We start from the raw sequence: 16,695 nt of genomic DNA, 5'->3' as shown, positions 1-16,695 counted from the left end.
TCGCAATGGAGCAGAGTAATGGAAGGTTTTTCACTATTTGTTATCGTGGTACTGGTGCTGGCTATTGTTCTCATTTTAATGGGGGTCAAATCCGTCGATCAGGGCTGGGAATTTACCGTTGAGCGATTTGGACGTTATACCAAAACCCTGCGACCAGGCTTGAATCTGATTGTGCCAGTGATTGATAAGGTTGGCGCACGAATTAACATGATGGAGCAGGTATTGGATGTACCTTCTCAAGGCATTATCACCAAAGATAACGCGATGGTGCGGGTTGATGGTGTGGTTTTCTATCAGGTGATTCATGCGGCCAAAGCAGCCTATGAAGTCAGTGGTCTGGATAACGCTATTCTGAATTTAACCATGACTAATGTGCGGACCGTAATGGGCTCAATGGATCTGGATGAATTATTATCTAAGCGTGACGAAATCAATACCCGTTTATTAACGGTGGTAGATGATGCCACCACACCGTGGGGAATTAAAGTCACCCGTATTGAAATTAAAGATATTGAACCGCCGGCTGATTTAATTGAAGCGATGGGGCGGCAGATGAAAGCAGAGCGTATTAAGCGCGCTAATATTCTTGAAGCGGAAGGACATCGCCAATCAGAAATCTTACGGGCCGAAGGTGAAAAACAAGCGGCCGTTTTAGATGCTGAAGGTCGACGTGAAGCGGCATTTCGTGATGCGGAAGCTCGTGAGCGTCTAGCCGAAGCAGAAGCCAAAGCGACCACCATGGTATCGGAAGCAATTGCTCAGGGTGATGTGCAGGCAGTAAATTATTTTGTTGCACAAAAATACATCGAAGCACTGAAGGACATGGCCAGTGCCAACAATCACAAAATTATCATGATGCCTCTGGAAGCAGGCAGTGTGATTGGTTCGCTGGCCGGTATTACTGAGCTGGCGAAAGAAGCTTTTGTAAGGCAAGAGAAATAAGATGGTATTTGTAATTGATTTTTGGCATTGGTGGGTTTTGGCTGTGATGCTGATCACCCTGGAAATTATTCTGCCAAGTTTTTTTGCGTTATGGTTAGGGATTGCAGCTTTTGTCACTGGCCTGGTATTACTATTGTTTCCAGAGATACCCTGGCAGTTTCAGTGGCTAATGTTTGCAGTATTGGCGGTGCTGAGTATTATTTTATGGCGCAGATATTACCTTAAGCACCCCATTGCCACAGACGAACCGTTATTAAATCGACGTGGCGAGCAACATGTAGGTCGTATCATTACCCTGACCAATCCCATTGTAAATGGTCAGGGCAAAGTGATTCTCGACGACTCGACCTGGAAAGTGCATGGACCGGATTGTCCGATAGGAACCCGAGTGCAGGTGGTGGCTGTAGACAGTGTCATACTGAAAGTTGAAATTGTTGGTTAAAGATGGCTTTAGTAATCGATTTGATGCGCCATGGGGAACCCAAAGGCGGAATGCGTTACCGTGGTCAATTGGATGACCCGTTAAGTGATTTGGGCTGGCAGCAAATGCGTTCTGCCACTGAAAAGATTCAACCCTGGCAACATATTGTCAGCTCACCTCTTACTCGATGTGCAGCTTTCGCCAAAGAACTGGCCGATAAATACGCAATTTCGTTGCAGTATGACTCGACATTTATGGAAATCGGTTTTGGCGATTGGGAAGGTAAGACCGCGAGTGAATTGGAACAGCAGAATAAACAAGCGTTTTATGCTTTCTACGATGATCCGATAAAAAATACCCCAGCGAATGCAGAACCATTGCTAGCATTTCAGCAACGTATTCAACAAGCCTGGCAAAACTTATTGCATATCCACACGAATAAACATCTTTTGCTGGTTGCTCATGCTGGCGTTATTCGCATTATTCTCGCCGAAGTCTTGGCGATGCCCCTTGAGGCCATGTTTCGTATTCAAGTCCCTTACGCAGCGATTAGTCGTGTTGTCATTCATAACAAAGAACCCAGGCTTTATCCCCAGTTACAGTTTCATGCAGGAACCTTATGACGGCATTTTTTAATACCGGTTTGAGTCAACAGCAGTTTCTGGATGAATATTGGCAAAAGAAACCATTAGTCATTCGTCAGGCGTTTGCTGCTCCGGTCAGTGATCTTACCCCGGAGGATCTTGTCAATTTTGCGGGTGAAGACGGCATTGAATCACGTCTGATTCGGGAGTTCGGTGATCGGCCTTGGCAATTGGAACATGGACCGTTTGACCAGGCTGATTTTGCTGAATTACCCGAAACACATTGGACCTTACTGGTTCAGGATATGGATAAACATTACCCGCCGCTGCAAGCATTGCTGAGGCCCTTTGATTTCTTGGCCGATTGGCGTCGTGATGATGTGATGGTGAGTTATGCGCCTGAAGGCGGTTCAGTCGGGCCACACACGGATAGCTATGATGTTTTTTTACTTCAGGCACAAGGCAGCAGACAATGGCAAATCAGTGACAGGCCAATCGATAATGCTGTTTTCAGAGACGATACCGATTTACGCATATTGCAGGAGTTTACAGCTGACCGGCAGTTGGATTTACAGCCGGGTGATATGTTATATCTGCCACCGCATTATGCACATCATGGCATTGCTCTTAATCCTTGTTTAACCTTTTCAGTGGGGTTTCGGGCCTCATCGCAACAACAGTTGCTAGATGCTTTTACTCACACACTTTTAGAGCAGGATATAAGTGAAAAGCTCTATAGCGATGCTAATGTAAAGGCGACAGCTTCGATGACTGAAATTGACGCCAGTGCGATAAAACGATTTCAACATCAGTTGTTTGATTGTTTAAATGAGAATGCTGCTTTATTACCTTTGGCCGTCGGTCGGTTAGTGACTGAAACCAAGCCGACATTAGTGGATTTTGCTGACGAGTTTGTCACAGATAAACCCACCTTGATCGAAATGGATAAGCGCTTTAGTCATGGTGAGCATATGCAACGTAATCAGTATTTACGTTTTGCCTGGTTCAGAGATGACGCAACAGCTTTTCTGTTTGTGGCGGGTGAGGGGTATCAAGTCGAGCTGGCCTGCACCGAGCTACTTGCCATGTTAACCACAAAAAAAGAACTTACTCAGGCTGATTGGCAAGCGATACGGCATTATCCTACATTAACTGAAGTGTTATTTGAACTGATAGCGGAAGGCGCATGGTATTGGTCTGCTGACGTTGTTTGAATTATTTTGCCTGACGTCTGAACTCAGTATGGCGACATTTAGGACAGGGTGGAATTCGTCCGGTTTTTTTAAAGTGCATTTCAGTGCCACATGATTCACAAATAAGCGAGCCGATACCGGTAATTTCTCCTGTGTAATACTGCTGGGCAATTTGTGCCTGACTGGCCAACTGACGGAGTTCAAGTCGGGTTTTGTCAGCAACCGAAGCAAACATTTCGTATAACCGTGCTTCGATCAGCTGTAAATCAAAATTAAACCAGGTAGAAAATTCTTTGCCTGTGGTTTCTAAATAATCAGCAGCATCATGCAAATCACGCTCGACATAATAAGCAATTTTGTCGGCTTCTTCGCTGGTCATCTCTCGTAATTCTATTGCACGTAGCTTTGCCAGTTCTATCCGTTGCCTAAGTGTTGGAGCAGCATTGGTCTCGGCATCATCAAAAAAATGCTCAATGCGCTCCATCATTTTGTCGTAAGCTGCGGTGAACTTTTCTTCAAAGTTATTATCTGACATGACTTAACCCTTTATATGATGCGGTTTTTAAGTTAACTTAGCACAAATTAATCCAACGGAGGAAACCGTTTTGATCACTGCACGCAAGCTTATGTTTGGTGGGTTTATATTTTGTTTAGCCTTATTGCTGGCATCAATTTACATGCAGCATGTCCTGGAACTGGAACCCTGTCCATTGTGTATTTTGCAGCGTGTGGTCGTACTCATTATCGGGGTATTTTTTCTGATAGCCGCTATACATAATCCAGCAAAAACCGGTAGCCGATTTTACGCAGGTTTGATTGGTGTAATGGCGTTAATGGGAGCAGCGATTTCGGCACGACATGTCTGGTTACAAAGTTTACCAGCTGATCAAGTTCCGAGTTGTGGTCCAGGCATGGGCTTTATTATGCAAAACTTTCCCCTGGCCGATGCTTTGTCGTTAGTTTTACGTGGTTCAGGAGAGTGCGCAGAAGTGTCGTGGACATTCTTAAGCCTCAGTATTCCTGCATGGACGCTGCTGGCATTTCTGGGGATGTTTTGCTTGGCAATTGCTGCTGCCTGGCGACAGCATTAATACGTAATTGAACAATTCATCAGCCGTGGGAGATTACGGCTGATTAGCGAGCGCGATAGACGATACGGCCTTTGCTTAAATCGTAAGGTGTCAGCTGAACAGTAACTTTATCACCGGTCAGAATGCGGATGTAGTTTTTACGCATTTTCCCGGAAATATGTGCTGTTACAACATGACCGTTTTCCAACTCAACACGGAAAGTAGTATTAGGCATGGTGTCAATAACAGTGCCTTCGAATTCAATATGATCTTCTTTTGCCATACAGGTTTGATTTTACCTAACTATTAAAAGATCCATTTTGCCGTAAAATCACTGATTATTCAAAGCTTTTTTATCAAACTTGCGCCATTGTCCATCAAATTGTTGTAAAGCTGCAAAACGGCTCTTGTAACGCATTTTAGGACTATCACCAATCCAGTAGCCTAAATATAACCAGGATAAGTTCTGTCGTTGCGCTAATTCAATCTGTTTGAGAATGGCAAATGTGCCCAATCCGCGTTGTTGCATGGTGGGATCAAAAAAGGTGTAAAAAGCTGATGCAGCGTCATGTACAAAATCAGTGATGGCAACGGCCACCACTTTTGATTGCAGACGAAACTCAATAAAAGCGGTATCGCTCCAGTGACTGGTCAGAAATTGCAGGTAGGTTTCTTTGCTGGGATTATCCATACCACCGCCAGCATGTCGGTGAGCCAAGTAGCGCTGATAAAGATCATAATGTTCTTCATTAAAAACTGCTGGTTGGACGTTGATCTCAATATCTTGATTATGACGTAAACATCGGCGTTGACTGCGATTGGGATGGAATTGACTCACATCAATCCGTACTGGAACACAGGCATCACATGCAGGGCAAAATGGACGGTAAACGTGATCTCCACTGCGTCGAAATCCATGCTGAATTAACTGGCTATAGAGGGCATTGGTTAGTGGACGTAACGGATCAGGATAAATATTTCGCGCCAAACGGCCTTCCAGATAAGAACAGCTGTGCGGTCTATCCTGGTAAAAATCAAGGCTCATAAGCAAAAGGTAGTGCGCTGGTTTGCCAGTTGCCGGATTGGCCTGGTAAAGAACATAATTTTTGCACCTGCTGAACGAATGTTTCTCTTGGCAAGGTAACGGCACCAAGTCGTGAAAGATGTTCTGAGTAAACCTGGCAATCAATTAATGGATATCCCCATTGATTGAGTTGTTCGGCGAGTGCCACCAGGGCAATTTTTGATGCATTGGTTTTAAAGCTGAACATAGACTCACCAAAAAACATCCTGCCAATGGCTACACCATAAACGCCTCCCACCAGTTGGCCTTGTTGCCAACATTCAACACTATGCGCGTATCCGCCGTGATGTAACTCGGAATAAGCCGATATCATTTCATTATGAATCCATGTTTCATGTTGTTCGGCAGGCATTTTAGCTAATCGAGGTGCGGCGCAAGCGTGCATGACGCCGATAAAATCCTGGTCAAAGGTAATACTGAAAGGTTTTTGTTTTAATGCTTTTTTTAGGCTTTTACTGATATGGAGATTATCAGTGTGAAACACCATTCGCGGGTTTGGGCTCCACCATAAAATTGGATCATAAGCATTGAACCAAGGAAAAATTCCTTGACGATAAGCATTCAATAAACGCGTCACAGTTAAATCACCTCCAGCTGCCAGTAAGCCGTGAGAGGTGGCGTGTTCAACTGGTGGAAATGGACTATCCGCAGCTGCACCTAACCAGCTAATCGCCATACTTAATCGTTTAACTGTAAGTTAAGCTCTTTTGCCCAGAAAAGTGCATCCAGGTAGGCCGCTAAGAGTGCATCAGCACTGACTGCAGAATAATCGATGGCAGACCAGTTTCCACGCTCATAATTCAACACTTGCTCAAGCGCATTACCTGCTGGACCTTCTTTATGCAACAACGCTGAATGCAGCTCTTCACTTAATGGTAAATCCTGGAGCAGCACTTCAAGCGGTTTATCCATCAATGCATCAAGTGTGGAAAACAGACCAGCAGCAAAAAACACATCGGCATGACCTTTATAATATTTTGCTAACAATTCACACATACGACCTCTTATCATCGCAGTAGTGCGTAACTCATTAGGTTTATTATCGAGGCCGGACAGACAAAGCAGGCTAGCCCAGGTTTTAATTTTGTTTTGTCCCAGCATCACAATAGCCTGACGGGTACTGCCAACTTCGCGAGGCAAACCAAAAAAAGCTGAATTGATTAAGCGTAGCAGCTTGTAACTGAGAGCCACATCCTGATTGATAATCTCAGCCAGCTCATCAACTTCAACCTCTGGGTCTTGCAATTTAACCAACAGTTCCATCAAGGTTTGCGCTGCTGGTGCGATTTTTTTGTCAACACTCGTATCTGGCAGGGTATAGAAGAACCCCTGCATTAAATCTATCTCGTGGAGCTGGCATAAACTGAATTGGTTCGCTGCATTAACGTTTAGCGCACACAAAACTTCGTGTTGTTGACGCCATTTGGGTAATTGTTCCGATATTTCTTCCTCTGAGAAAGCGTTCAGATCAATTAACAATGTTCGGCTTTTACCGGTTTTATTTTTGGCGTTTACTGCATAACTGACATGGGGCATTGCTGATTTGAATACAGCTTTATCATTAGCTTCAATAATTAAATCAATTCGGGGCATGGCATAATCAAAGAGCACTTGTTGCCACGAAGCTGGTACGGTCAACAGGGTTTTTTGATTATGATTTATCGCTTGCAGAATATCTGAAAGCTGCGGCAAAAATTCGGGAACCGGCGTATTTTCATCAAGTGAGTTGCCATTGCTATCAAGAAAAGTCAGATGGTAACTGTCAACATCAAGTTTTTTAGAAATAAACAGCGGCTGACGGTGAATGAGACCGTTAAAATGTTTTAATGAGTCGTATGCCAAGTTGATTTCCGTCATCTAGAGCTGCTCTTAATAATTACGATCGGTTAATAGGTTTCTCGTCCTGAAAATGCATGAGACAGTGTACCACTGTCAACATACTCAAGTTCACCCCCCAATGGAATACCATGTGCCAAACGGGTAACGTGGATCTCTCTGGCACGGGCTAACTCACTGATGTAGTGTGCTGTCGCCTGTCCTTCAACCGTTGGGTTGGTGGCCAAAATGACTTCGGTGATCGTTTTTTGATCAAAACGCTCAATAAGATCAGGAATGCCTAACGCCTCAGGACCAATCCCATCCAATGGAGATAAATGACCGGTCAACACAAAGTACTGACCTTGGTAATGCGTCGCCTGTTCAATCGCAATCACATCACTTGGCATCTCAACAATACACAACTGATCTTGTCGACGTGAACTGTCATTACAACGACTGCAGATGTCATCCTCACTCAAAATGCGGCAACGTTGGCAGTGTTTTACATTTGCCAGAGCTTTGCTGAGCATTTCAGCAAGATGTTCACCACCACCACGATCACGTTCCAGCAAATGAAACGTCATCCGTTGTGCTGATTTTGGCCCCACGCCAGGTAAACAGCGTAGAGCCTGGATCAATTGATCAATACTGGGTCCGAGAGTCGCCATATTCAGAACTAAAACGGCAACTTCATACCAGGAGGCATCATGCCAGCCATACGCTCCTGAGTGGTTTTTTCCACTTGTCTTACAGCATCGTTGACCGCTGCCGCAATAAGATCTTCAAGCATATCTTTATCATCCTGAAACAGGCTGTCTTCAATGCTGACGCGTTTGACATCATGTTTACCGGTCATAGTAATTTGCACCATGCCACCGCCCGCTTGGCCAGTTACTTCAACATTGGCCAATTCTTCCTGCGCCTTTTGCATATTGGCCTGCATTTGCTGGGCCTGTTTCATCAGATTACCTAATCCACCTTTCATAGGAGATCCTTTTAAAGTTATAGGGGTTTAATTGTTGTGTCGATTATACGGGCATTAAATGCATTTTTGATCTGTTCCACAACGGGATCATTGTGAATGGCATCAACTGCATTTTGCTGAAGCTCTGCGGCTTGTTGTGCACGTTCAGCAGCCAGGGTAGGGACATTTTCCGTATCCGATGCTTCAACAAACACTAATGTGACTTCAAACTGTAGCTGTTTACTCACGGCCGTTTCTAACTTGGCTACCGATTTATCATTTGCGAGGTGCTGTAATTCAGGGGCGACTGAGAGATAGATTTTATGTTTATCGGCGCGGATAAATGCACAGTGGTCCGCCAGCTGTCTGGCAAAAGCAGAAAGTTTTAATTGCGCAATCAAAGCTGTCCAGTTCGCAGTTGTCAAACCGGCCAACTGTTCTGCTTCACTAGATACAGATAAATCAACGGTTTCTGTTGATTGAGCCCGTGAGTCAGATTTAACCACCGAATCGGTTTTAGGTTCAATGGTTGGTTCTTTAATATCGATAGCTGGAGAGGCTATTGGGGCTTGGTCTGGGGTTTCTGTTGGTGCGACGGCAGTAGAATAATGAACAGTTGTCGTTTCAGTAACTGAATCATTTATATCGGGTTGTATTGATGCATTTACAGGTGCCGAAACCGGCACCGATGGCGTATCAGCTTGCGACTTTTTTACGGGGGGCTGTCCCACATTTGTATTAGCCACTTGGGGCTGAAAACTCAACATCCGCAACAATGTCATCTCGAAACCGCTTCGGGGATCTGCTGCATAAGGCATATCACGTTTACCATGCAGTGCAATCTGATAAAGCAGTTGAACGGTTTCTGCACTGAATACGCTAGCGAATTGCTCTAGTGCCGCATCATCCTGTTGATCGAGTGGCTCAGTATCAGCGACTAATTGAAGGGTCGCAATGCGCTGCAGACTGGTCATTAAACCGTCTAACACAACCACAAAATCACGGCCCAATGATGCCAGTTCATCGGTATGAGCAAGTAACGCTTTGGCATCCTTATTCGCAAATGCTTCGAGTAATTGCATCAGCTGTTGCTGTGAAACGCTCCCGAGCATCTGACTGACAATTTCTGCAGAGACTGTTCCACCAGCAAAGGCAATGGCTTGATCCAGTAAACTCAATGCATCACGCATACTGCCATCAGCCGCAAAAGCAATTTGATGTAAAGCCTCGGCTTCAAAATCAATGTTTTCCTGCTGAAGAATAAACGCCAGATGTTCGGCGATTTGTTTGATATCGAGACGACGCAAGTTAAATTGCAAACAACGCGATAAAATAGTGACCGGTAATTTTTGCGGATCAGTTGTCGCAAACAGGAATTTGACGTGGGGAGGGGGTTCTTCCAACGTTTTTAATAATGCATTAAAACTGCTGGTAGACAGCATATGAACTTCGTCGATCAAGTAGACTTTGTAGCGCCCACGACTGGGCGCATACTGAACATTATCCAGCAGCTCACGGGTATCATCGACCTTGGTGCGCGACGCGGCATCCACTTCAATCAAGTCAACAAAACGACCATTGTCAACTTCAATACAACTATTACATTCGCCACAGGGAGTAGAGCTGATTCCTTGTTCACAATTAAGCGATTTGGCAAAGATTCGGGCTAGAGTGGTTTTACCGACCCCGCGGGTACCGGCAAATAAAAATGCATGATGCAGACGATTTTGATCAAGACCATTGATCAGCGCACGTAATACGTGCTGCTGGCCGACAACTTCGGCAAATTTTTTGGGGCGCCACTTGCGGGCTAGTACCAGATAACTCATGCAGCTTGTCAGATACCCAATGTGGTCATAAGGGTGGTGACCCAAACCAGCCCAATCTCGGCGCCCGAGTCCGATGGCTGCGCTGCTCCCTTCCGGGCCTGACGTGGTAACCAACATATCGTCGCGAGGAGACCGGCTGGGCCACCATAGAGTTGGCTATTCTATGCTTTTTTTGCTTTTAGTGCCATGCATTCGGGGAATAAAAACGGAGAAATTTAAATCGTCATCTATGCTCTGGACGATTTCCAGTGTTCGATGTCGTCAAGAATACATATGAAAGCAATTACGCTTTGGCTGGCGGTTGATTGACAACAGCAGTAGCAATATAAAAAGGGAATTACCAGATAAATTAGAAGGCTAACTGGATTTTGTCGACCGGTTAAATTGGCGGAGAACGAGGGATTCGAACCCTCGATAGGCTATTAACCTATACACACTTTCCAGGCGTGCGCCTTCAACCACTCGGCCAGTTCTCCTATAAGGGGGCGAAAGCTTATCTCAGTTCGTGTTTTCTGGCAATGTTGATGATTCTTTAACACCGTCTTCATCTGCGGAAGATTCGTCTTCGGTGTGGTTTATCGTTTTATTTTTATGACGTTGATTATTTTGTCTGGCGTATTGCGCTAATCCTTTGAGTACAAGATCAGGCTCGTGAAGTAGTGGCTGTGGCAGTAATGGAATTAACTCTTCTGCGTCGCCACCCGTAATCAAAAATCGAATTTCATCTTTAAAGTTTTGTTGCAGATCGTTGATAAGGTTTTCCAGAGTGGCGGTCACCATATACAAAGTGCCTGCTTGAACAGCGCTATGTGTGTTGGTCGCTAATAAATTAAATTCACTTTCCTGTGCGACATTGCTTAAAGCATCGGTGTTATCCGTGAGCATTTGTTTCATCAGCGATAACCCGGGCACAATCAAACCACCCTGATGTTGTCCTTTTTCAGTGACGATATCGACCGTGATAGCCGTTCCACAATCAATAATACAGGTGACTTGTCTTGCATGTTGGCGGCCAGCGACTATAGCTAACCAGCGATCCACTCCCAGTGTTTCGGGCTGTTCATAGGCATTTGTAACACCAAATCTTCTTTTTTCGCTTTGTACGAAGATGGGAGTCAGTTTCCATTGTTTTTCCACCCATTCACTTAGCTGGGTAGCCACTTTATCACCCGCAACATTGCTGACAAACACAGCTTCAATGCCGTCAAGGGGCTTCCACGCTTTATTCAAAGCCGCTTTTACACCCGTTTTGGGTCTGGAGAAGTGTTGGGATTCAGCCAATACCTTAGACTGTATCGTGGCCCATTTAATCTGACTGTTTCCAATATCGACTAATAAGATCATGAGGCAAACCTGATACTGAGGTGGCTGTTGGATAAGTATGCTACTTGCTGGTCACGCATGTACCGTAATTCACCTTGTTCGTTGATACCACAAGCGAGTGCGGTAAATTGGCCGTTTTCGCTGATGATATTGATGGCTTGATTATGCAAGGCATCGTATTGTGGCCATAGAGGCAAAAAGTCGCTAAGGCCACGATGAGAAAAGAGTTCTAGGGTTTCAATCATATTTTGAATTATTTTTGCTGCCAGCCGATTGCGACAGGGGAGCGGATCACAAAGTTGCTCCAGACTGATGATGGGCTGAGGGATGGCAGTATGTAAATTGTCCGGTAGTGAGAGGTTCAAGCCAATGCCAACGGTAACGTAGTTTTGACTTCCGTAACGAGATTCTACAAGAATTCCTGCAAGTTTACGCCGGTTATGTAATACATCATTTGGCCATTTCAACTGCAAGCCTTCTACACCTTCTTCTTGAAGAGTATTAATTAAGGCGATGCCAATAGCAATGCTTAAACCATTACGTACAGATTCTGAGTTTAATGAACGCATGATTGACAAATAAATATTGCCACTGGCGGGAGACATCCATTGACTTCCACGGCGGCCACGGCCAGCCGTTTGCATTTCAGCCAGGCATATAGCTGTTCCAGTTATGCCATTTTGGGCTTTTTGCCAGAGAATATCATTAGTTGATGTCACCTCAGTAAAAACCTGAAGGCTATCAAGCTGATGAAGTATTTCAGGATTGAGCGTTTCGCGGATGATATTTTCGTTGAGTGCAACGTATGGAGGTAAACTCAAAATAGGTCTTCGTAGTCAGTAACGACTATAGTGTAGCGTCAAAAGTATTTTTTTTGCCAGTATTACAAGAAATCGCGAGGAAAAACGCTTTAGACTTTGATATCGAGCAAAGAGCCCAGCGTGTCTGAACTGATTTGCAAGGCTTTTGCGGAAGCTTGAACCTGAAGTTTATCGCTGTTCATATTAACCATTGGAGTGACGAAATCACCACCTTTGGTCGACTCACTTGCCACAGCAAAAGCATTTTTGTTCATGCTTTGCATACCACTTTGGATGCCTTGATATGCAGATTGTATGGCTGGAATGCTACTCACGACGAACTCCGATAAATATTAAAGTGTATTTCAGCATTAATTAATGCCTAAGTCTGTGAGTCTCTTCGCAATTTTGCTGAAGCACGAATATAAAGATTAGCTGCAATAAAAAAACTGCTACTAAAGACCACTTCAAATAACGGATACCAAATAACAGCATCTCTGCTGTAGATTTCGCCGATGCCATGAGCAATATAAAACAGCATCAAAAAACTGGCCCAGGCATGGGTGTAGGTTTTTCCATATAAAATACCGCGCATCGGAAACAGTAATGGCATGACGCCAATGATGAGCCATGCGGCGACGGGAAAATTTGCGCTGTGCTCAGCGATCAGGATCCACAGCAACAAGTTGATCATCAGTCCAAAAAAGCTAAGTAAAGAAATGATTCTGAGGGACCGTACTAACTTCATTTTACTAGCCTTATTGCAAGTTCAGCGACACGTAAACCTAATGCCTGACAAAGATCTATTTCTTCCTGACTCAACGAACGTTTATTCTCTGCCCCAGCAAAATGGCTTGCTCCATAGGGCGTACCACCGGTGTGTGTTGTCATTAATGCCGCTTCGGTATAAGGCAAACCAGTAAAGACCATGCCATGATGTAGTAGTGGCAACATCATTGATAATAAAGTGCTTTCCTGTCCGCCATGTAGACTGCCTGTAGACGTAAATACGGCAGCAGGCTTACCGTTTAAAGTGCCAGATAACCACGAGTCACTGGTACTATCAATAAAGTATTTCAAAGCAGCTGCCATATTGCCAAAACGGGTGGGACTACCCAAAATCAACCCTGAGCAGTCCTGCAAATCAGCAGCTGTAGCATAAAGATGGCCAGATGAGGGAATATCTGGTTCTGTCGCTTCGCAGACAGTGGAAACTTTGGGCACGGTTCTGATTCTTGCCGTACAGTTCGGATGTTTTTCCACGCCGCGAGCAATTTGTTCAGCCATCGCTTTAACCTGACCAGATTGGCTGTAATAAAGGATCAAAATCTCATGCATGCTGGTTACTCAGAGTATGTCTAACACCGCTTCAGGTGGTCTGCCGATAATGGCTTGATTATTTTTGATCACGATAGGTCGCTCTATCAGTTTAGGATTGGCACACATGGCTTCAATTAACTGTTGATCTGACAAGTTGTCATTATTCAGTTGCAGTTCTTTATACAAAGCTTCTTTAGTACGTAGCAATTGTCTTGGTTGCATTCCCAGCTGTTTTAATAGCGTGGTTAGTTCTGTAACGGAAGGTGGGGACTGCAGATATTCTACAATCTCAATATCCTGTTGTTGACCTTCCAACAAGGCGAGGGTTTCGCGTGATTTGCTACAACGCGGATTATGATAAATAACGGTTTTACTCATGCAGGTGAATCCAATAATTTTTCCAAAGCAGTAAGATGAATTTCAGTCGGACGAACTGTTCCCCAATGAGAACAACCCGGACATAACCAGTGTAAAGTTTTACCTGAAAAACCACAGTTTTTGCAGGTATAGCGATCGCCTTTTTCCACCATGGTTCGGGTAATACGCTCAATCAGAGGGATAAGGGCGATCTGATTGTTTTCGCCAAGTTTGATTAAGGTATGTAAACCTTCAACAGATGGATGATGATGTAGTTGTTCATAAAGCAATTGTTGGGCGGCTTTGGTGTTTTCAAGTTGCGCCACAATCTGTGTCAGCATAATTCGAGCAGAAGTCATATTCGGATGCCGGCTAATTAATTGTGATAATCGCTCGCGTAATGCTGGTAAATCACCTAATTGTTGATAAGCCTCATACCAATAGGGCAGAGCCTCTGAGAGGTATCTGGAATTTTGCTGTTCGATATTATTTAACGCATCCAGAGCTTTACGAGGTTGCTTCAAGGCGAGATACAGTCTGCCCTCTAACAGACTGGCTCGGACGCAATTGGCATCATGTAACAAGGCTTGTTTCAACATATTAAATGCTTCATGACGATCTTGGTGAACTTGTTGTTCGGCCAACTCACAATAAAACTGTGCAATCAAAGGTCTGACCTGACCGGTCTTACTGGAATCAATCTGTTTACCCATCTCAATGGCCTGCGCCCATTTTTTTTCTTGTTGATAAATGCGCATTAATTGTTTTGCCGCTTCCGGATGTGGGTGTGGTTGATGAAGCAATTCCAGAAACAGATGTTCTGCCCGGTCTAATACGCCGGCATGCATATAATCCATCCCTAACTCGACCATGGCTTGTAACCGTTGTTCGCCATGAAGACTAGGCCGTGCAATAAGATTTTGATGAATACGAATGGCACGCTCAGTTTCACCGCGACGACGAAAAAGGTTGGCTAACGCTAAATGGGTTTCGACGGTCTCGCTGTTCACTTCAAGCAAACCAATAAAAACATCAATTGCCTTATCTGGTTGTTCATTCAGCAGGTAATTCAACCCTTTAAAATATTCTGGATTAAATGCTTTGGCATGTTTTTTTGGCTGACGTTGATAATGTTGCTTGGCCAACACCCAACCTGATAAGGCCGCGACCGGAAGCAATAAAAATAACCAGTGCATCATCATATTGAGCTAGTGACTGTCACGTACAGGTAAAATCCGCAGGCTGTTTAATTCCTGTTCGGCATTTTGTAATTTACTGACCAAGCGATGATTTTCATAACGAATGCGCAGCGTACTCAGAGCAATAAGTGTTGCACCAATCAACAATCCCACTAGTAATACAGCAATTAAGAGAACAGCTAGGGGCAATTGCCATTGTGCAAAAAACACATCCAGCGACACGCTTTGCATATTAAATGCGGCAAATGCCGTGCTGATTACAAAAGCACTGATAAATACGGTGAGAATTAAAATTTTTCTTATCATCGGTTCATCCTGTTTTCAGATGGGTTATCTGGTGAGTCAAAAATGATCATACCGTAATTATCTTCATTGCCCAGAGTGGCAGTAAATCATGTAGAATATTCGACATTCTGACAGGTCTGGCCTGTAAAAAATTGTATTTGTGGAGATTTCACCATGACCTTTGTTGTCACTGAAAACTGTATTAAATGTAAATATACTGATTGTGTTGATGTCTGCCCAGTAGACTGTTTTCACGAAGGTCCTAACTTTTTGGTTATTGATCCTGATGAATGTATAGATTGCACGCTTTGTGAGCCTGAATGTCCTGCGGAAGCTATTTTTTCTGAGGACGATTTGCCGGACGAACAAATGGAATTTCTGCAAATTAATGCGGAATTATCTCAGGTTTGGCCAGTGCTTTCTGAGAAAAAAGATCCTCTAGATGATGCTGAAGAATGGGATGGCAAACCTAATAAAACACCTTTACTCGAACGCTAGGTTTGGATAAAAAAAGCCCGCTTTCCGATACGGTTAGCGGGCTTTTTTATGGCTGCTGGTTAATCCATTAACTGGCGCAGCTTTTTCATCGCATTATTTTCAATTTGTCGTATCCGCTCAGCGGAAACTTGGTACTGTTCGGCCAGCGTGTGGAGCGTAGCTTTTTCGTTATCATGCAACCAGCGTTGACTAATGATGTCACGGCTGCGTTCATCTAAAGTAGCTAAAGCATTGACCAGTTTTTGCTGTTGAAAATCGGCGTAATCATCATTTTCTAACTGCTTGGATGGGTCGCTATTATCAGCTGCTTTTAAATAGGCTGCAGGAGAATAGCTGGATTCTTCATCGTCATTATCAACTGGTAAGTCAAACGAAGTATCTGGCTGGGCCAGTCGACGTTCCATATCAATCACGTTTGCTGCGGTAACACCAAGATCTTCTGCAACGGCCTCAATTTCATCCTGGTTCAACCAACCCAGACGTTGCTTTGCACTGCGTAAATTAAAGAATAATTTACGTTGCGCTTTCGTCGTGGCGATTTTAACGATCCGCCAGTTGCGAATGACATATTCATGAATTTCAGCACGAATCCAATGCACTGCAAAAGAAACCAGACGTACCCCCTTTTCAGGGTCAAAACGTTTGACCGCTTTCATCAGGCCGATATTACCTTCCTGAATCAAGTCAGCAACCGGTAAACCATAACCGCTGTAACCTTTCGCGATACGAACCACAAAGCGTAAATGAGACAATACCAATCGCTGAGCGGCTTCCAGATCGCCGTTTTGTTGTAGTCGAGTCGCTAAATCGTGCTCTTCTTCAGCCGTTAAAACGGGGATTTGATGGACGAGATTGGTGTATGCATCCAGATTGCCAATAGGTGCTGTGGCAAGTTGATATTGGGCTGCATGCGTTGTCATGTGTGCGTTCTCCCTAGAGAAATCTACTGTCATTTTACCAAATAGAATATTAAAAAGTATCTATTAGAATGCTATTGGGATAGAAAGT

23 protein-coding genes, 1 tRNA gene and 1 other RNA gene are annotated in these 16,695 nt (G+C 44.2%); 6 read left to right on the top strand and 19 right to left on the bottom strand.

Annotation, left to right across the window (positions count from 1 at the left end):
- Window positions 1-18 precede the first annotated feature (18 nt).
- The 4 genes from LGT40_RS15530 to LGT40_RS15515 are packed head-to-tail and all read left to right on the top strand — an operon-like array spanning window position 19 to window position 3,161.
- Entirely contained in the window at window positions 19-942 is a 924-nt protein-coding gene (locus LGT40_RS15530; protein ID WP_226073506.1) for an SPFH domain-containing protein, read from the top strand.
- Window position 943: 1 nt separating this feature from the next.
- Complete coding sequence (locus LGT40_RS15525) at window positions 944-1,384, top strand: NfeD family protein (protein ID WP_226073508.1); 441 nt, start codon at window positions 944-946, stop codon at window positions 1,382-1,384.
- Between the two features lie 2 nt (window positions 1,385-1,386).
- The gene (locus LGT40_RS15520) at window positions 1,387-1,986 is read left to right on the top strand and encodes a histidine phosphatase family protein (RefSeq protein ID WP_226073510.1); all 600 of its coding nucleotides are present in this window, start codon (window positions 1,387-1,389) and stop codon (window positions 1,984-1,986) included.
- A complete protein-coding gene (locus LGT40_RS15515) occupies window positions 1,983-3,161 on the top strand; it encodes a cupin domain-containing protein (RefSeq protein ID WP_226073512.1) in 1,179 nt (392 codons plus the stop codon). The genes LGT40_RS15520 and LGT40_RS15515 overlap by 4 nt, the downstream gene beginning before the upstream one ends.
- A 1-nt stretch (window position 3,162) precedes the next feature.
- On the opposite strand, the gene LGT40_RS15510 is transcribed toward LGT40_RS15515, so the two are convergent.
- Window positions 3,163-3,675: a zinc ribbon-containing protein gene (locus LGT40_RS15510; protein WP_226073514.1), complete on the bottom strand. Its 513-nt coding sequence runs from the start codon at window positions 3,673-3,675 to the stop codon at window positions 3,163-3,165.
- A 70-nt stretch (window positions 3,676-3,745) separates the two neighbouring features.
- On the opposite strand from LGT40_RS15510, the gene LGT40_RS15505 reads away from it, so the two are divergent.
- Window positions 3,746-4,231: a disulfide bond formation protein B gene (locus LGT40_RS15505; RefSeq protein ID WP_226073516.1), complete on the top strand. Its 486-nt coding sequence runs from the start codon at window positions 3,746-3,748 to the stop codon at window positions 4,229-4,231.
- A gap of 43 nt (window positions 4,232-4,274) precedes the next feature.
- Here the strand turns inward: LGT40_RS15505 and infA are convergent, their stop codons facing one another.
- From infA to LGT40_RS15420, 17 genes are all read right to left on the bottom strand, one after another.
- On the bottom strand, window positions 4,275-4,493 hold the full coding sequence (infA, locus tag LGT40_RS15500) for a translation initiation factor IF-1 (RefSeq protein ID WP_009726411.1): 219 nt from the start codon (window positions 4,491-4,493) through the stop codon (window positions 4,275-4,277).
- A gap of 48 nt (window positions 4,494-4,541) precedes the next feature.
- The gene (locus tag LGT40_RS15495) at window positions 4,542-5,255 is read right to left on the bottom strand and encodes an arginyltransferase (protein ID WP_226073518.1); all 714 of its coding nucleotides are present in this window, start codon (window positions 5,253-5,255) and stop codon (window positions 4,542-4,544) included.
- On the bottom strand, window positions 5,245-5,970 hold the full coding sequence (gene aat / locus LGT40_RS15490) for a leucyl/phenylalanyl-tRNA--protein transferase (RefSeq protein WP_226073527.1): 726 nt from the start codon (window positions 5,968-5,970) through the stop codon (window positions 5,245-5,247). Before aat ends, LGT40_RS15495 begins: the two co-directional genes overlap by 11 nt.
- Before the next feature lie 2 nt (window positions 5,971-5,972).
- Window positions 5,973-7,151, bottom strand: a complete 1,179-nt coding sequence (locus LGT40_RS15485; protein WP_226073535.1) for an EAL and HDOD domain-containing protein — start codon at window positions 7,149-7,151, stop codon at window positions 5,973-5,975.
- 29 nt (window positions 7,152-7,180) lie between these two features.
- Window positions 7,181-7,780: a recombination mediator RecR gene (recR, locus tag LGT40_RS15480; RefSeq protein ID WP_226073545.1), complete on the bottom strand. Its 600-nt coding sequence runs from the start codon at window positions 7,778-7,780 to the stop codon at window positions 7,181-7,183.
- A gap of 8 nt (window positions 7,781-7,788) precedes the next feature.
- Window positions 7,789-8,097 carry a YbaB/EbfC family nucleoid-associated protein gene (locus tag LGT40_RS15475; RefSeq protein ID WP_226073547.1) on the bottom strand — a complete coding sequence of 103 codons (309 nt, stop codon included), beginning with the start codon at window positions 8,095-8,097 and terminating at the stop codon, window positions 7,789-7,791.
- 17 nt (window positions 8,098-8,114) lie between these two features.
- Entirely contained in the window at window positions 8,115-9,905 is a 1,791-nt protein-coding gene (gene dnaX / locus LGT40_RS15470; RefSeq protein ID WP_226073549.1) for a DNA polymerase III subunit gamma/tau, read from the bottom strand.
- A gap of 41 nt (window positions 9,906-9,946) precedes the next feature.
- Window positions 9,947-10,043, bottom strand: an RNA gene (gene ffs / locus LGT40_RS15465) — signal recognition particle sRNA small type.
- A gap of 247 nt (window positions 10,044-10,290) precedes the next feature.
- Window positions 10,291-10,381 (bottom strand) — tRNA-Ser (locus LGT40_RS15460).
- A gap of 22 nt (window positions 10,382-10,403) precedes the next feature.
- Complete coding sequence (locus tag LGT40_RS15455; protein ID WP_226073553.1) at window positions 10,404-11,249, bottom strand: type III pantothenate kinase; 846 nt, start codon at window positions 11,247-11,249, stop codon at window positions 10,404-10,406.
- Window positions 11,246-12,049 carry a biotin--[acetyl-CoA-carboxylase] ligase gene (locus LGT40_RS15450; RefSeq protein WP_226073555.1) on the bottom strand — a complete coding sequence of 268 codons (804 nt, stop codon included), beginning with the start codon at window positions 12,047-12,049 and terminating at the stop codon, window positions 11,246-11,248. The genes LGT40_RS15455 and LGT40_RS15450 overlap by 4 nt, the downstream gene beginning before the upstream one ends.
- An 89-nt stretch (window positions 12,050-12,138) precedes the next feature.
- Window positions 12,139-12,363: a hypothetical protein gene (locus LGT40_RS15445; RefSeq protein WP_226073557.1), complete on the bottom strand. Its 225-nt coding sequence runs from the start codon at window positions 12,361-12,363 to the stop codon at window positions 12,139-12,141.
- Between the two features lie 47 nt (window positions 12,364-12,410).
- Window positions 12,411-12,776: a DUF2069 domain-containing protein gene (locus LGT40_RS15440; protein WP_226073559.1), complete on the bottom strand. Its 366-nt coding sequence runs from the start codon at window positions 12,774-12,776 to the stop codon at window positions 12,411-12,413.
- The gene (wrbA, locus tag LGT40_RS15435; protein ID WP_226073561.1) at window positions 12,773-13,366 is read right to left on the bottom strand and encodes an NAD(P)H:quinone oxidoreductase; all 594 of its coding nucleotides are present in this window, start codon (window positions 13,364-13,366) and stop codon (window positions 12,773-12,775) included. Before wrbA ends, LGT40_RS15440 begins: the two co-directional genes overlap by 4 nt.
- A 9-nt stretch (window positions 13,367-13,375) precedes the next feature.
- Window positions 13,376-13,726 (bottom strand): arsenate reductase (glutaredoxin), encoded by a 351-nt coding sequence (arsC, locus tag LGT40_RS15430; RefSeq protein WP_226073563.1) that lies wholly within the window; start codon window positions 13,724-13,726, stop codon window positions 13,376-13,378.
- Window positions 13,723-14,907 (bottom strand): lipopolysaccharide assembly protein LapB, encoded by a 1,185-nt coding sequence (gene lapB, locus LGT40_RS15425; RefSeq protein WP_226073564.1) that lies wholly within the window; start codon window positions 14,905-14,907, stop codon window positions 13,723-13,725. Before lapB ends, arsC begins: the two co-directional genes overlap by 4 nt.
- Before the next feature lie 6 nt (window positions 14,908-14,913).
- Window positions 14,914-15,210 carry a lipopolysaccharide assembly protein LapA domain-containing protein gene (locus LGT40_RS15420; protein WP_226073566.1) on the bottom strand — a complete coding sequence of 99 codons (297 nt, stop codon included), beginning with the start codon at window positions 15,208-15,210 and terminating at the stop codon, window positions 14,914-14,916.
- A 153-nt stretch (window positions 15,211-15,363) separates the two neighbouring features.
- On the opposite strand from LGT40_RS15420, the gene fdxA reads away from it, so the two are divergent.
- Window positions 15,364-15,687 (top strand): ferredoxin FdxA, encoded by a 324-nt coding sequence (gene fdxA, locus LGT40_RS15415; RefSeq protein WP_069296830.1) that lies wholly within the window; start codon window positions 15,364-15,366, stop codon window positions 15,685-15,687.
- Window positions 15,688-15,746: 59 nt separating this feature from the next.
- On the opposite strand, the gene rpoH is transcribed toward fdxA, so the two are convergent.
- Window positions 15,747-16,607 (bottom strand): RNA polymerase sigma factor RpoH, encoded by an 861-nt coding sequence (rpoH, locus tag LGT40_RS15410; RefSeq protein WP_226073567.1) that lies wholly within the window; start codon window positions 16,605-16,607, stop codon window positions 15,747-15,749.
- Window positions 16,608-16,695: the final 88 nt, after the last annotated feature.

The sequence above is a fragment of the Methylophaga pinxianii genome (assembly GCF_020447225.1).
Classification (GTDB): domain Bacteria; phylum Pseudomonadota; class Gammaproteobacteria; order Nitrosococcales; family Methylophagaceae; genus Methylophaga; species Methylophaga pinxianii.
Note: the sequence above shows the minus strand (reverse complement) of the source record. Positions and strands in the feature narration are given on the sequence as shown.

Excerpts from the sequence above, each read along its gene's own strand:
- LGT40_RS15510 (WP_226073514.1), bottom strand. The coding sequence starts at position 3,675 with ATGTCAGATAATAACTTTGAAGAAAAGTTCACCGCAGCTTACGACAAA.
- LGT40_RS15420 (WP_226073566.1), bottom strand. The coding sequence starts at position 15,210 with ATGATAAGAAAAATTTTAATTCTCACCGTATTTATCAGTGCTTTTGTA.
- wrbA (WP_226073561.1), bottom strand. The coding sequence starts at position 13,366 with ATGCATGAGATTTTGATCCTTTATTACAGCCAATCTGGTCAGGTTAAA.
- rpoH (WP_226073567.1), bottom strand. The coding sequence starts at position 16,607 with ATGACAACGCATGCAGCCCAATATCAACTTGCCACAGCACCTATTGGC.
- aat (WP_226073527.1), bottom strand. The coding sequence starts at position 5,970 with ATGGCGATTAGCTGGTTAGGTGCAGCTGCGGATAGTCCATTTCCACCA.
- LGT40_RS15455 (WP_226073553.1), bottom strand. The coding sequence starts at position 11,249 with ATGATCTTATTAGTCGATATTGGAAACAGTCAGATTAAATGGGCCACG.
- LGT40_RS15525 (WP_226073508.1), top strand. The coding sequence starts at position 944 with ATGGTATTTGTAATTGATTTTTGGCATTGGTGGGTTTTGGCTGTGATG.
- LGT40_RS15515 (WP_226073512.1), top strand. The coding sequence starts at position 1,983 with ATGACGGCATTTTTTAATACCGGTTTGAGTCAACAGCAGTTTCTGGAT.
- LGT40_RS15475 (WP_226073547.1), bottom strand. The coding sequence starts at position 8,097 with ATGAAAGGTGGATTAGGTAATCTGATGAAACAGGCCCAGCAAATGCAG.
- LGT40_RS15440 (WP_226073559.1), bottom strand. The coding sequence starts at position 12,776 with ATGAAGTTAGTACGGTCCCTCAGAATCATTTCTTTACTTAGCTTTTTT.
- LGT40_RS15530 (WP_226073506.1), top strand. The coding sequence starts at position 19 with ATGGAAGGTTTTTCACTATTTGTTATCGTGGTACTGGTGCTGGCTATT.
- lapB (WP_226073564.1), bottom strand. The coding sequence starts at position 14,907 with ATGATGATGCACTGGTTATTTTTATTGCTTCCGGTCGCGGCCTTATCA.
- infA (WP_009726411.1), bottom strand. The coding sequence starts at position 4,493 with ATGGCAAAAGAAGATCATATTGAATTCGAAGGCACTGTTATTGACACC.
- arsC (WP_226073563.1), bottom strand. The coding sequence starts at position 13,726 with ATGAGTAAAACCGTTATTTATCATAATCCGCGTTGTAGCAAATCACGC.
- LGT40_RS15520 (WP_226073510.1), top strand. The coding sequence starts at position 1,387 with ATGGCTTTAGTAATCGATTTGATGCGCCATGGGGAACCCAAAGGCGGA.
- recR (WP_226073545.1), bottom strand. The coding sequence starts at position 7,780 with ATGGCGACTCTCGGACCCAGTATTGATCAATTGATCCAGGCTCTACGC.
- LGT40_RS15495 (WP_226073518.1), bottom strand. The coding sequence starts at position 5,255 with ATGAGCCTTGATTTTTACCAGGATAGACCGCACAGCTGTTCTTATCTG.
- fdxA (WP_069296830.1), top strand. The coding sequence starts at position 15,364 with ATGACCTTTGTTGTCACTGAAAACTGTATTAAATGTAAATATACTGAT.
- dnaX (WP_226073549.1), bottom strand. The coding sequence starts at position 9,905 with ATGAGTTATCTGGTACTAGCCCGCAAGTGGCGCCCCAAAAAATTTGCC.
- LGT40_RS15485 (WP_226073535.1), bottom strand. The coding sequence starts at position 7,151 with ATGACGGAAATCAACTTGGCATACGACTCATTAAAACATTTTAACGGT.